The 13,473-nt window shown below is 40.8% G+C and carries 12 protein-coding genes and 1 tRNA gene; 6 read left to right on the top strand and 7 right to left on the bottom strand.

Translation table 11 applies throughout. The annotated features are described in order from the left end of the window. The first annotated feature begins 227 nt into the window (after positions 1–227). Together C2869_RS06225 and C2869_RS06220 are read left to right on the top strand one after the other, a co-directional pair. Positions 228–1,496: a right-handed parallel beta-helix repeat-containing protein gene (locus C2869_RS06225; protein WP_108602131.1), complete on the top strand. Its 1,269-nt coding sequence runs from the start codon at positions 228–230 to the stop codon at positions 1,494–1,496. A 66-nt stretch (positions 1,497–1,562) separates the two neighbouring features. Then, positions 1,563–3,068 (top strand): sulfatase family protein, encoded by a 1,506-nt coding sequence (locus C2869_RS06220; RefSeq protein WP_108602130.1) that lies wholly within the window; start codon positions 1,563–1,565, stop codon positions 3,066–3,068. A gap of 110 nt (positions 3,069–3,178) precedes the next feature. Here the strand turns inward: C2869_RS06220 and msrP are convergent, their stop codons facing one another. The 3 genes from msrP to C2869_RS06205 all read right to left on the bottom strand — a co-directional run bounded on the left by msrP (position 3,179) and on the right by C2869_RS06205 (position 5,223). Next, positions 3,179–4,195 (bottom strand): protein-methionine-sulfoxide reductase catalytic subunit MsrP, encoded by a 1,017-nt coding sequence (gene msrP, locus C2869_RS06215; protein WP_108602129.1) that lies wholly within the window; start codon positions 4,193–4,195, stop codon positions 3,179–3,181. Positions 4,196–4,290: 95 nt separating this feature from the next. Next, a complete protein-coding gene (locus tag C2869_RS06210) occupies positions 4,291–4,665 on the bottom strand; it encodes a DUF6768 family protein (protein ID WP_108602128.1) in 375 nt (124 codons plus the stop codon). Positions 4,666–4,680: 15 nt separating this feature from the next. Beyond that, positions 4,681–5,223: an RNA polymerase sigma factor gene (locus C2869_RS06205; RefSeq protein ID WP_159084063.1), complete on the bottom strand. Its 543-nt coding sequence runs from the start codon at positions 5,221–5,223 to the stop codon at positions 4,681–4,683. A gap of 147 nt (positions 5,224–5,370) precedes the next feature. Here C2869_RS06205 and C2869_RS06200 point away from each other — a divergent pair, with 147 nt between their 5' ends. From C2869_RS06200 to C2869_RS06190, 3 genes are all read left to right on the top strand, one after another. Further along, a complete protein-coding gene (locus C2869_RS06200) occupies positions 5,371–6,615 on the top strand; it encodes a sugar ABC transporter substrate-binding protein (RefSeq protein ID WP_108602126.1) in 1,245 nt (414 codons plus the stop codon). After that, complete coding sequence (locus C2869_RS06195) at positions 6,612–8,534, top strand: sensor histidine kinase (protein WP_108602125.1); 1,923 nt, start codon at positions 6,612–6,614, stop codon at positions 8,532–8,534. The genes C2869_RS06200 and C2869_RS06195 overlap by 4 nt, the downstream gene beginning before the upstream one ends. 321 nt (positions 8,535–8,855) lie before the next feature. Next, positions 8,856–8,942, top strand: a tRNA-Leu gene (locus C2869_RS06190). A 24-nt stretch (positions 8,943–8,966) separates the two neighbouring features. Here C2869_RS06190 and C2869_RS06185 read toward each other — a convergent pair. From C2869_RS06185 to C2869_RS06170, 4 genes are all read right to left on the bottom strand, one after another. Then, complete coding sequence (locus tag C2869_RS06185; RefSeq protein WP_108602124.1) at positions 8,967–9,401, bottom strand: hypothetical protein; 435 nt, start codon at positions 9,399–9,401, stop codon at positions 8,967–8,969. Between the two features lie 22 nt (positions 9,402–9,423). Next, entirely contained in the window at positions 9,424–9,858 is a 435-nt protein-coding gene (locus C2869_RS06180; protein WP_108602123.1) for a DUF2787 family protein, read from the bottom strand. 58 nt (positions 9,859–9,916) lie between these two features. Further along, complete coding sequence (locus C2869_RS06175; RefSeq protein ID WP_108602122.1) at positions 9,917–11,923, bottom strand: AAA family ATPase; 2,007 nt, start codon at positions 11,921–11,923, stop codon at positions 9,917–9,919. A 98-nt stretch (positions 11,924–12,021) separates the two neighbouring features. Further along, positions 12,022–12,696 (bottom strand): hypothetical protein, encoded by a 675-nt coding sequence (locus tag C2869_RS06170; RefSeq protein ID WP_108602121.1) that lies wholly within the window; start codon positions 12,694–12,696, stop codon positions 12,022–12,024. Positions 12,697–13,038: 342 nt separating this feature from the next. On the opposite strand from C2869_RS06170, the gene C2869_RS06165 reads away from it, so the two are divergent. Next, positions 13,039–13,458, top strand: a complete 420-nt coding sequence (locus tag C2869_RS06165; protein ID WP_108602120.1) for a hypothetical protein — start codon at positions 13,039–13,041, stop codon at positions 13,456–13,458. Positions 13,459–13,473 lie beyond the last annotated feature (15 nt).

Below are 13,473 nucleotides of genomic sequence, written 5' to 3'. Positions count from 1 at the left end.
TATCGCAGATCGTAACCACTGCCCAACATCAGAACATGACTTATTCCAATTTATTGCTGCGAAATATACATCAATAAAACACTCACAACAAGTCATTAACAATCACTAAAAATCATAAATCCAACTAAAAGTCGCTTAATTCAATATATTAATGACTTTACAAGATTGTTAATTAATTTTTATTGATTTATCATGACTAGTTAAGCGTTCTATCTAAGAAGTAAGCAATGATGTCACAATGTAAAATCAAACTTCTGCTGATCATCTTATCTGCTTCAGTCCTATTGAGTTGCGCAAATACACACCCCAATAATCAAGCGGCTGTCGCTCACAACAATAAATCGCGAGTTGACAGTATCGGCAGCGACAGTCAATGCCACGCTTTACCGTTTGATCCCAAAGGTAACGTTAACTCTCTGCAACAAGCCCTGCAAAATGCCACCAACACTGGCTTGCCTGTAAAAATTAGCGGCCAATATTACATAGACAATGAAATAAAGGTTATTTTACGAAATGACTTAATCGTGGATGCAAGCCAAGCGCTTTTCTTCGCAACCAGCAAGCTTGATGGTGATCTGTTCAGTTTAGATGCACACAGCAAACATTCTCAAAAATGTGCTTTGCAGGTTGAAAGCGAAGTTCATTGGGTTGGTGGTTTTATCAATATAGCCAACGCCAAAGTATCACAGGTGGTTCCCATTACTAAAATGACACCTCAAGGCCGAACAGGAACGAAAAAAACCGCAGATGCGCTATCGATTAGAGGCCACCACAATGGCTTTCAAAAATTACGTAATGTCATTGTCGACGGTATTACGGTAGTCGGTACTAAAACAGCCAAAGATCCTTTTTATTTAGCGGGTGGCGATAGCGGTATTCTCATGGCCGGAACACGCCAAGCGACTATTAAAAACAATAACTTTTTTGGTATTCGAGACGCGGCTATTTACGTTACCGCGGCAGGAAAAAATGGTGAAATTGGCGACGACTTTGTGCTGATAAACAATTACGTTGAGCGCGCTTACGATGGCATTACCAGTAAGCGAGGCGCAGATCGTATCACCATGCAAAACAACAGGCTTAACAATGTTGCGGTTGGTTTAAGCATAAAGCACTTATTTTCAGGTCGAACTTCATACCAAGCGAATATCAGTAATAACACGATAAAAAGCGCGGTTAGAGCTATTTCATTAGAAAGAGTGAATGACGCTACCGTTGCCAACAATGTTATTTCAGGTTTAGGTGATATTTACGCGGGTAAAACATCGCCGATAAATGCCCGTGGCCGCCACTATGAAGCCATTGGTTTAGATGGTGCACAAGGCAATTTAGTGATCAAAAACAATACCATTCAGGGTGTGAATGGAAAGCGCACAATAAAATTTAAAACCTATGGCATTGTTAGCCGTAGTTACAACAAACGACCGACAACGGATTACTTAGCCATTAATAACCTGTTTCACGATTTGGATAGCGATATTCAACAATTTAAGTAAGCCTTTTTGCAGCGATTAATCGGCAGCGAGCGCCCAACAAATTGATTACATTGAAAGCGAAAAAGTATGTTTAAGATAAATAACGTAAAAATCATTCCAGCTATACTCGCAACGGTTGCTCTGACAGCCTGTAATAAGACACCTGAGGATGCGCAAACTCAGGCTAAAAACACTAGCCTTAAAGACATTGAGCCACCTAATATTGTTTTTATTTACACAGACGATCAAGCGCCGTGGGCCCTAGGACGCTCAGGCAATAAACAAGCCTTAACGCCTAATTTAGATAAACTCTCAAGCCAAGGCATGTATTTACCTAACGCCTATGCTACAACCCCTGTCTGTAGTCCTTCTCGCGCTAGTTTATTAACCTCGCAATACGGTTACGAGTTAGGTATTGATGATTGGATAAATGATAATCCCAAAGCCAAAACCCTTACTGGTCATCAATTTACCCTAGGCTTGGATACTAAATTTGAAACCTGGCCAGAAATACTTCAACAGTCGGGTTATTACACTGGCTTAATCGGCAAATGGCATTTAGGTAAAGCCGATGATTACCATCCTAAAAAACACGGCTATCATGAATTTGTTGGTTTTAGAAAAGCGGGTGCGCCACCCGACAATCCGCAAATGGAAGTGAATGGGGTAGAAACAGCACACAAGGGCTTAACCTTTGATATTTTAACCGACTACGCCATCGACTTTATCAACAAAAATAAAGCCAATAAATTTGCTTTATCACTGCATTTACGCGCTCCGCATTATCGCTTTTTACCGGTAGCACCGGAAGATGAAGCACCGTATAAAAATATGGATATGCAACTGCCCCACCCTGACTACCCAGGTTTAAATTTAAAGCGCGGCAAAAAACTAATGCGCGAATATTTATCTAGCGTGCGTGGTATCGACCGCAATGTCGGGCGCATTATGCAAGTGTTGGATGAGCTTAATTTAGCCGACAATACCTTTTTAGTCTTTACCTCTGATCATGGCTACAACATAGGTTTAAATGGTATTTGGCATAAAGGCAATGGCTTTTGGCTATTAAAAAACAAACCTAAAGGTACAGAAAACGTACCCGGCGGCCAACGCCCTAATATGTACGACCCAAGCTTAAAAGTGCCCACTATAGTCCGCTGGCCAAACGCAATTAAAGCCAATACGGAAAACCGTTCGACTATGCCCAACATAGACTGGTTTCCAACCTTGGTGAGCATTGCTAAAGGTAAAGTCAGTGATAACAACATTGTACGGGGTAAAGACTTTTTGCCTGCACTTTTAGATGAAAACACCCTGCTCTCAACCGATTATTACGCCGCCTACTCGACACAACATCAATCCATTACCCATATGCGCATGTATAGCGACGGCAAATACAAATTAATCCGCGATTTTAACAACCAAGGGCGCGATGAATTTTATGATCTTGTCAACGATCCGGACGAATCTCACAATTTATTACAAACCCAGTTAACGCCTCAACAAAAAGCCATTGTCACTAAGCTGCATAACGCGATTATAGACAAAATGCGCAGCACAAATGACCCTGTATTTAAACTGATTAAATCTTAAGGTGGATTGTATATGTGGGGTGGATTTTATATCCACCAACCCTAACTTATTTTAGATACGCTGGGGTTGCAGGTATAAAACCGGCCCTACAAAAACAACCCTATACGCCTCTAATAATATTTGGCGAGATCCATGCCTTTATACAAACTCGCTACCTGCTCGGCGTAACCATTAAACATAGCGGTTTTAATATAACGTTGCGCTAGCAAACCACCTGTAGTTAAACGTCGCTCTTGTGCTTGGCTCCAACGCGGATGGTCGACCTGTGGATTCACATTGGCATAAAAACCATACTCTTGGGGCGCGCTAATATTCCATGTCGTTGGCGGCTCTTTGTCAGTCAGCTTTATACTGACAATGGACTTAATACATTTAAAACCATATTTCCAAGGCACTACCAAGCGAATAGGCGCACCATTTTGATTAGGTAAACTTTTGTCGTATAAACCCACCGCCAAAATGGTCAGCGGATGCATGGCTTCATCCAAACGCAAACCTTCAACATACGGGTATTGAATTCCCCCACCAGCAAAGCGTGATTTTTGCCCTATCATCTCTTCTGGTCGGTACAAGGTTTCAAAGGCGACATATTTGGCCTTGCTCGTTGGATCCGCTTCTTTCAATAGTGACGCTAACGGAAAACCAATCCAAGGTACAACCATGGACCAAGTTTCGACACAGCGAAAATTATAAATGCGCTCTTCTAACGGGTAACGCGTAAACAGATCTTCAAAACCCAGCTCAAACGCGTTGTTACATAAACCACCGACTTTAACTTGCCATGGGTCAATTGACAGCTGATAAGCATTTTGGGCAGGATCCGATTTTTGGGTGCCAAACTCATAAAAGTTATTATAAGTCGTCACTTTCTTTTCCGGCGTTAAGCCCTCACGCGATAATGTTGATGCTTTAAATTTAAGCGGACGTAGCTCAGTTCCAGCTGGTTTAGCTTGCGGTTTATCGTCTTTAAAAATATCTAACAAACTCGCTTGCGCTTGATTAGCGATTAACCCAGAGGCGCCAATAAAACCCAGTTGCTTGAGTAAACTGCGGCGATCATTAAATACACTCTCGTCAGTAATTTGATGGTCTTTAAATTGGCTTCTATTGGATTTGCTAATTTTCACTGGGCACTCTTTCTATTATTTTTAATGACTACCAATAAGACCTGCTAACTGGCATAAATTGTTCGTTAGCAGACCTAAATCGTCGATTAGTTCCGTTATTGCTCCAAACGAGCGTAAAGCCTTTCAACCGCTAACTCAAGGCGTTTAATTTCTCTAACGGTTGATGTACGATTCATTTCCATAAAAAACCACAGTTTAATCATCGCTTGTATATACAAACCCACAATAAACCACACACCCCAAAACACTTTATCAACGGCTAATTCGGCCATAACAAATTGATAGCCACACCAAACAAAGCAAAGGGTCGCTATTACGCCCGCAACGCTGGCAATAATCAGCCATATACGCAAAGCGCCTCGGTACGAGTTATTTATCATGCCGAATATCCCCGGCTCTTGTGCCAGTATGGCATCTAGCTGTTGCGCTTCTTGTTGTAACGATTGTTTTATTTGATCATCTAACTTCATGACATTTACCCCTATTTAGGCTTGCATAATGGTCTTTAATTGCTTTTTAGCGCGGTTTAATCGAGATTTAACCGTACCGACTGGGATGCTTAGAATGGCCGCTATTTCCACCATTTTCATTTCATCTAAATAAAACAAATGCAAGATCTGCTGTTCAGTTTCACCCAGTTGGGCAATCGCTTTTAACACCTCATTATCGAGTTCTATTGGCTTGGTTACCGCTGGCTGTTCCGGCACACCACCTTCAGATACGTCCTTGTGCTCAGCTAACTCGACCAACTCAAATTGGCTTTGTTTACGCGCTAAATCCGTTAAGCGCCACCGCAAAGTTTGATAAAGCCAACAGCGAAATGCGCGCGGATCATTAAGTTTGCTTAATCCCTTTGCTGAGGTTAACCAGGTTTCTTGAACCGCATCTTTAACCAGCTCGGTATCGCTACAAAGACGATAACCGAACCGCAATAAAGGCTGGTTAAACTCGTTGACCAACTCAGAGAATGCCGCTTGATTACCACGCTGCGCTGAAATAACCAGTAAATCAATTTTCGCTTGCTGCACTGCTGTCCGTATCCAAATTAATCAATGTAGTCTTCTCGCTTTTGCTATATGCCTAGGTGTTTAACTTAAAAGACGAAGCCATTTTTAAAAAGGTTCATTAAATTAAAACTTTTCTTCTCTATCAGTAAATGGAAGAGCTGAAAATCCATGCTTATACTTAGTGGCAAATGCTTTTTATGTGAAATCACTGTGCGCCAAATTTTTTTATTAATCAGCCTGTTAATGATAGCGGTATTCAGTCATGCTGCCGAACAGCCTAAGATCAAAATTTGGTATCAAAAAGAACAAGCCGCCGCTGTATTTTTTGAACAGCAAATGCAAATAGCAAGCGAAAAACTCGGCATAGAAATCGAACTGACCTACTTACGCACAACCGATTTAAAAACCGCTCTAGTTAAAGCATTAATGCAAAACACCCCACCTGATCTAGTCTTAGCGCCTTCCGATTTCATTAGTGACCGCAATATTATGGGCTTTTCTCAAGTCAATCCTAACGACTTTGCGCTAGAGCCTATCGCTAACAATGTTTGGTTAACCGTCACCGCCAACCAGCATATTTACGGGATCCCCCTATCGGTTGGCAATCATTTAGTTATGTACTACAACCGAGATTTAGTGCAACAACCTATAAAAAATTGGGCGCAACTAAAAAGTAAAACAGCGGAAATAAGAGCCAAAGGTGTCGAACCCATAGGCTGGAACTACAATGAAATGTATTGGTTTTTTGCGTTTACCACGGCATTTGACGCCAACATTGTGGGCGAAACACAAGTATATTTAAACACACCTGCAATGGCGCAAGCCTTGCGATTTTATAGAAGCCTAGAAGAGCAAAACATTATAGACAGAAACTGCGATTACGATTGTAGCTTTAAACGATTTATGGAAGGTAAAGTGGCTTACTCGATCAATGGCGATTGGGCATTTAAAGATTTTAAACAAGCATTGGGCGAAAAGTTAGGTGTCAGTCAGTTGCCTTATATTGACGACAAACCCATGAAAGCCTACTTTTCATCAATATGCTGGCTGTTCCCCAATCAATCACATAATTCCTCCAAGCGCCTAGCGTTAACCAAACTAGTCAATTACACGCTAGCACCCACTTTTCAAGAAAAAATGTCGATTGAACTAGGAGCAATATCAGTCCTCAGCCAGATCCAAGCCGAATCTGGCCAACAGCTTAGCGCCCAATATCAAGCTTTAGTATCACAACTCAGCCAATCCATTCCCATTCCGCCGCAACCTAGCATTTCAGCGGCTTGGTCCGGAATGCGTAAAGGATTCGATTTATATTGGCGCACCAAGGTCAGTGCCGAGCGTGCAGCTAAAGTTATGCAGATCGTCGCAGAGCGCGAATTGGTCATCCTTAATCAGCAAAAGGCCCAACCATGAATCAATATAACCAAACGCGAGGCCGCAGTTTTCGGATAATTTTACTGAGCACTATCATACCTGCCGTTATTATCCCGTCGTTGCTTGTTGCTGCTGTATTGATTTACCAACTCAACCAAAATCACTACAAGCAACTCACCACTAAAATGCAAATCAAAGTGCAGGGCTTAGCAGAAAAAGTACAAACCGATTTACGATTACTGGCAGCCAGCCTTGAACAAGTAGCACACGACCAAAACGTAGTACTGGTAACAGAACACGCAATATTCGCCGCCAAAGTACAAGACCGCCTGCGCCAATACGCAAACCGTAACCCCATTGCGGATATAACCCAGGTGTATGACACCACGAATTGGCCGGTTGAATCCCACCCACAAGACTATGAAATGTTCATAGCTAAGCCACTGAATGACATATTTTATAAACTGCGAGATAGCGACTCAGATTTAGCCTTGTTTTTTCAACTCAACACTCAAGAATTTAAAACCCTAGTAGAACAACACACAGGCACTGCCTACCCGCACGACAAATTTATTATTGTTGGTGTACCACTAATTAAACGTTTTGAAGGCCTGCCAAATCAAAAAACCGTGGTCGGCACTATTGTCAGTGTCATCCCGATAGATAAACTGATTAGTCGTCTACCCATAAGCGAACAAGAAAACATCGCCTTTCGTTACCAAGATCAAGACATCGCCACCCACGGCCAAATTATCAATAACCCAGATGACTTCTTATTTGAAACAGTTGAATTGACCTTGCGACAAATTCAATTTGAGATCCGTTACGCCATCCCAAAACAAAATGCAGTCGAACCGATCAACAAAGCATTAATAACGGTACTCACTATTAGCTTGATTATTATTGTAGCCTCTATTTTTATAGCCTTTTTTATGGCTAAGCAGTTATCACAACCGTTTAATAATCTTAGTGAATTGGTAAAAGACTACAGCCAAGGCGATTTTGAAGCACAAGTGCCCAACTTTAATTACGCCGAGTTTCAGTTGCTTGCCAGCTTAATGCATACCATGGCCGGTACTATTATGGAATCACGCCAGCATTTAGAGCAAAAAGTGGCAGAACGCACCGAAGCACTCGCCCATTCCAATGAAGAGCTCACAGTCACTTTACAGAAATTAAAAGACATGCAGCGCCATTTAGTAGAAAGTGAAAAAATGTCATCCTTAGGCCAATTAGTTGCTGGCGTCGCTCACGAAATCAACACGCCTATCGGTGTTGCGTTAACCGCTAGCACATCCTTGTTATCTCGAATACAAGAATTAGAGGCTAACCTTAATGACAATCGCCTCACCCGCAGTCAACTTAACGAATTTATGGAACACCTGCGTCAAGCTTCTGAAATTACGTTTAAAAACCTCACCCGCGCAGGCGATTTGATCCACAATTTTAAATCAGTCGCCGTTGACCAAAGCCATGAAGAACTCCGGCGTTTTAAACTAGCCAACTACATTGAAGAAGTACTCAATTCGCTGCAACCACAAACGAAAAAGTATGATGTAACAATAGAAAGCGAAATCGACTTAGCCATCGAAATGCAAAGCTACCCTGGCGCTATCGCGCAAATTATCACCAACTTTGTCATCAACTCACTTACTCACGGCTTTAGCCAAGCACAACACCATACAATCAAAGTTCAAAGTTACTTAAATGACCAACAATTAGTCATGATTTACCAAGACGACGGCAAAGGCATTCCTCAACAAGACTTACCTAAAATATTTGACCCATTTTTCACCACCAAACGTGGCGACGGCGGCTCTGGCCTTGGCATGCACATTATCTACAACTTAGTCGTTCAAAAACTCGGTGGCACCATAGAAGCCGAATCGGATCTCGGTAAAGGCGTAAAATTTACCCTGTTGCTACCCTTGATTGTTGAGCAAAAAACAAAACATTGATGGAATTATAACCACTTGCAACAAAAGGTTAAAAAAGTGCTTGCCACACATAAAGCGCTTTGTATAATGCTTTGCAAATCAGGCATCCAAGCCTGAATTCTTAAATGTGCCAGCGTGATGAAATTGGTAGACATAGGGGATTCAAAATTGAGCCCGTCTTGAAGTTTTAGTAGCATAACTGGTTGATAAACTTAAAGTTTACGCTTTTGAATCGCAAATAAAAATTTGTAAACACTTGCAAAGTTTAATTGCTTTACCAAGCTAAAAACGTACAATTTGATTTTAAAAAGTTACTAGGTAAATTGCCTGTAATTTTAATGTGCCAGCGTGATGAAATTGGTAGACATAGGGGATTCAAAATCCCCCGCCTTCACGGGCGTGGCGGTTCGAGTCCGCCCGCTGGTACCATTCTTTCCTATATAAATCATATACTTACTTCCCAACCTTCTTAAACTTAGTTTCAAAATACTTATCTAATTCACCAAGCTCTGCAGCTTTAATTAAATTAATGATCACCTTCTGCAGTTCAGACATTGTTCCAACTTTAATAGCAGGACAACCCGCTTTTAGCTCAACGACTCGATTGCTGACCCTTAATTCAAAGTAGTGGTTGTCGCCACAGCGATAAAACCAAGGTTTGTGTCGCTTCTGAACTTTCTTTTCTATTTTATCTCCCGTTTCTGGATCTTTGACTCGCTTAGTCACTATATGGATGTATGGTTTTCCTTCCATCGCATACTGAACTAACTCAAGTTGCAGCTCTAACCTTTTAACAAGCTTAAAACGTTTAGCTTGTAACTGTTGATCTCCCCCCTTAACTTCAGGGCGCTTTTCCAATGTCAGTGATTGTAAAATTGAAGTCGTCATAATAAGTACCTCACTTGATTTGCTATTCGAATGAAATAAACACTTGGTAAATGTCACAGCTTGCATAGTGCAAGAAGTTCTTTTCCCAAATGCAGTAGATGTCGCGAGTATTTTCAATAGCCATTACGCCACAGTGTATGATTTGAGTAATGCCTGCCTGAAAATCAAAGTCGAGCTCTTTAGCTAGCTCTGCGAATGGTGGTTGACCTTGATAACTAAAGTCTGTGATGTAGCTAAAGCACCAGCCTTGATTAACTTGTTCGAAACGAATTTCAACAGGATGATAGCCGCCGCTAATCGCATCATAATCGGGGTCTCGAAAGTTTAAGATCACTGAAGATAACGACAAGATATCTGCGTCAGTCATCTTTTCCATAGTATTTTCGAGACATTTTTTAAGTCGTTCGCCAAGAGCCTCGGAAACAGGCAAAGCGAGTCCGTCGTAAAGAATACGCATAATTTTCTCCTAATTATTAAGATGTGGTTTGATGTAAAACTGTTGGAAGTAAAGTGAGTTAGTTGATAAAGCCGATGCTTGATTTCGGCTGTTTTCGTTCGTTTTCTTGTCCGAGTAAATCGATAGCATCGACTATTTGGATGTTTTCTAGGCCTAGCTCAAGACGTCGAGCAATGATTGCGAAGTCACCGGGTGTTAGGTATTTGAGACCAGTGAGCGAGCTGTTGTCTTTTTGTTTGAGCTTTCTAATTCCCATTGTCTTTTTAAATAACGCGGTCACCTGCTCGGGGCGCAAATAAGTGCAGGCGAGCTTTATGTCAAAACGTCGCTGTACTGCTCGATCTAGTTGTCCTTCGAAGTTGGTTGCTGCAAATAGCGGCAAATCGAAACATTCAATTTGCATGAGCAGTTCGTTAACGAGTTGCTTTTCATGATGAGAGTTTAAAGATGTTCGTGATGCTAAAAGAGCATCTATTTCATCAAGCAGTATGCCGCTGCCGTCTAGGTGAGCTTGTCTAAATATTTGCGCTAAGTTCTGCTCGCTCTCACCGACATATTTACCTAAAACATCAGACACTTTTACGTGTTGCAGTGGAACATCTGCTCTTTCAAATAGGTGATGGACAAAAGCTGTCTTGCCAGTACCCGGAACACCCGTCAGCAATACTCGAACCGATTTATATTGTTGAACTGCTTTAAGCAGAACATCACATGGTTCGAAGTTAGCATCGGTGTTGAAGAACTGAGGCATAAATTCCTGAGCTGGACGATACGCTAGATCATCTTCTTTTAATCCAGAAGCCTCTAATGTACTCTCGACTATCTGCAAAATTGTTTCTTCTGCTGCTTTACCCGAATGTCCGATAGTGGTGGCTACATGTGCTGCATTAGCAATATTGGCAGGTGTTATATTGCTAACCTGAGTTAACTGATTTCTAAACGTTTTACTTAAACGAAGACCTCGCAATGCCGGTTCAGTCAAACGCGCAATCGTCTTTGGACTGATGCTGGTAAACTCCTGCACAAGGTTAAAACGTCGTATGGAAGAAACCTCTAAGCAATAAGAGTAATTAGTGATCCAAATACACGGTATTGCGTTTTGTTCCAACAGGTTATGGAGCAAGTCTTTCGAGTAGTGTTTGTCGGCTTGTTCAAACAAACTTTCGCATTCATCTATTAATAGAATGGTTTTGTTATCGTGCTGTAATATTGATTGCACTAGTCTTAAGTATCGCAACCGTTCACGTCCACTATCGCGATGCTCTAGCTCATCCATCAGCTCACCACCTATTAACGATGTCGCTTTCACTTCAAGAAGCTTGCATTGGTTCGACTTAGCCAATGCCCTCGCAAACTCTGTCTTTCCTGTACCTGCCTCACCATGTAGCAAGAAATTGACACCGACAAGATTAGAAGCGATTGCTTCGGACAAATAGCTATTAAGCAAGTTGAAGTTCACATGTGGGAAATCTTTAACGTCTAGCTCTGTGCTAGATGACTCGTGAATTAGATGTTTAATAATACAATGTCGAGAATTAAACAGCTCTGTTGTGATTACTTGCTTTAAATAGCTCGGTAGGACAGGGATTTCCAAGACATAAGTGTCAGATCGAGACAGAACACCTTGACCACACAGCTTAATTAGGACTTCGTCAACTTCATTAATATCAAAGTTAAAATGTGTCGCAAGTAAATGTGAGTAGCTGGCCACGCCCAGCGAATAACTATGTTCGTCTAACAGTGCCGAAAATCCCGGATTTAGGTTCGCTAAAACTGTAAATTCAACTATTGAATAGCCTATTTTGGGGAGTTTAAAGGTGTTGCAAATAAACAGAAGGTTTTCACTCAACGTACTCGTTCGATCACTAGATGCTTCTACCTTCGTCCGCAGACAAGACAAAGCCTTACGAACAGTTAGAAGCTTGCAACTACCCTGTGATTTGTTGGATAAATTTTCGATGATCTCTGCATTGATTTCATCGTCTGAATCGAGCTTTTCGAGGATCTTAGTGGCGTGTATGCATACCGACTGATTTATTGATGATGGACGAAAGTTGTCACTCATGGGTTGCTCCTAAAACCAAGTGTTCTGGTTAATACGGAGCTATAGTCAACTCCGGATTATTAACATTGGTTTTAGGCTAACAAGACAGAAGGATGGTTTCAGTCGCTGTTTTTTACCTCTGTATTCGATTTAGAGTTATTTGAAGTTTTCGCGAACCACCTGTTTGTCATATCTATTCTTTCGAAATGGGAGTTTATTCGAATGAAAGCTAATTTGGTTTCGCTAGAAAGCAAAATTTCTTCTTTTTCATACAGGGTGCCTTTTCTGGACTCGGCAGAGTTTATATCAGCGATTTCAGTACATGTTAGGTAGTAAAACGAGTGAAGATTGTTTAAAGAAGTAATTAGCTCGTTAGACTGTATTCTCAGTCTTTTTTTATCGTTTAGGTAATCTAGCAAACTAAATTTTTCTAAATCAACAAAGTCAAATTTCATGGCGTTAGTTTTAGAAAAATACAAACAGCCATCTTCACCAAAAAATCTTAAGTTAACATCAGAAGAGCGAACGACAACACATAAAAGCTCTCCAAATAAAATCGAATCATCTCCACACATTAACTCCCACAGATGATATGCGATTCTGATATCCAAGTCGGACAAGTGCTGGTTGGTCATTATGTTATTGAGAAAGATAATTCCATCTGAGTTGGACGTAGGGATTTTTCCTAGATCATAACCTCCGTTGTCAGCAAATGTAGAATGCGATAGTAGAAGGTTCCTTTTGTTGTTTTCTTGAACAAGTTTTATTCGGTTATCTTCAGTACCTAACTTCATTAACGTTACTCCATAAAAACCAATCGTAAAAAATTCAATCAATGTGTTTTGAATTGCCCTCTAAGGTACTGATAAGTAGCGGTTGCATCAAATGGAAACCTCTCTTTAATTTCAACTTTTTCTTCTAACAAAACAAAAGTTAAAAAAACAACTCAACTTAATCCATAAAATATCCTTTTAAAACATACGGTTACACAACTTACATAACTGCAATTTAACTAGAGTTTCTTTAGGTAATAAATTTCCATGAAATTCCTATTATGTACTTCGTTGGCCAACAAAAAGTCCATGAACAACAAGTTCATGAAGAACCGATTATTAACAAATTTATAGGAGTCAAATATGACTATTTTTAACGGCTGCTGGAAACCAGCTAAAAACCAATACTTACCATTTGAAGAAGAGCTTACCGATTGGAAACAGGCAAAAGAAGAAGAGCTTAGAGATGAATTTAACGTCTCAGAAGATGAGGAATTACCAGAGGAGCTAATGAACGAAATTAAAGGCGACCCAGATTTTATAGTTGTCGAGAATGACAACTTATCCATGCGAATTAACGGAGTTGATTTTAGCTGTATAGCCCATCCACACGAAGCTGGAATTGAGTTTTCATACGAGCTTGAAGGAGAAATTGCATACGTTCAGTTCGGATATGGTGAGTTATATCAAGATGAAAACGACCAAATTGTATGCCGACTAGTTTTTCATTGCCCAGATACTGAAGAGTATTTGATTCAAATCACTGCAACTGATAACCACTAACTTAATTGAATGAGG

The sequence above is a fragment of the Saccharobesus litoralis genome, from assembly GCF_003063625.1.
In the GTDB taxonomy this organism is placed as follows: Bacteria; Pseudomonadota; Gammaproteobacteria; order Enterobacterales; family Alteromonadaceae; genus Saccharobesus; species Saccharobesus litoralis.
This window is presented reverse-complemented; position numbering and strand designations above follow the sequence as displayed.

Bases quoted from the DNA above. Each gene is read 5' to 3' on its own strand.
- C2869_RS06165 (WP_108602120.1), top strand. From the start codon at position 13,039: ATGACTATTTTTAACGGCTGCTGGAAACCAGCTAAAAACCAATACTTA.
- C2869_RS06200 (WP_108602126.1), top strand. From the start codon at position 5,371: ATGCTTATACTTAGTGGCAAATGCTTTTTATGTGAAATCACTGTGCGC.
- C2869_RS06170 (WP_108602121.1), bottom strand. From the start codon at position 12,696: ATGAAGTTAGGTACTGAAGATAACCGAATAAAACTTGTTCAAGAAAAC.
- C2869_RS06220 (WP_108602130.1), top strand. From the start codon at position 1,563: ATGTTTAAGATAAATAACGTAAAAATCATTCCAGCTATACTCGCAACG.
- C2869_RS06185 (WP_108602124.1), bottom strand. From the start codon at position 9,401: ATGACGACTTCAATTTTACAATCACTGACATTGGAAAAGCGCCCTGAA.
- C2869_RS06210 (WP_108602128.1), bottom strand. From the start codon at position 4,665: ATGAAGTTAGATGATCAAATAAAACAATCGTTACAACAAGAAGCGCAA.
- C2869_RS06225 (WP_108602131.1), top strand. From the start codon at position 228: ATGATGTCACAATGTAAAATCAAACTTCTGCTGATCATCTTATCTGCT.
- C2869_RS06175 (WP_108602122.1), bottom strand. From the start codon at position 11,923: ATGAGTGACAACTTTCGTCCATCATCAATAAATCAGTCGGTATGCATA.
- C2869_RS06195 (WP_108602125.1), top strand. From the start codon at position 6,612: ATGAATCAATATAACCAAACGCGAGGCCGCAGTTTTCGGATAATTTTA.
- C2869_RS06180 (WP_108602123.1), bottom strand. From the start codon at position 9,858: ATGCGTATTCTTTACGACGGACTCGCTTTGCCTGTTTCCGAGGCTCTT.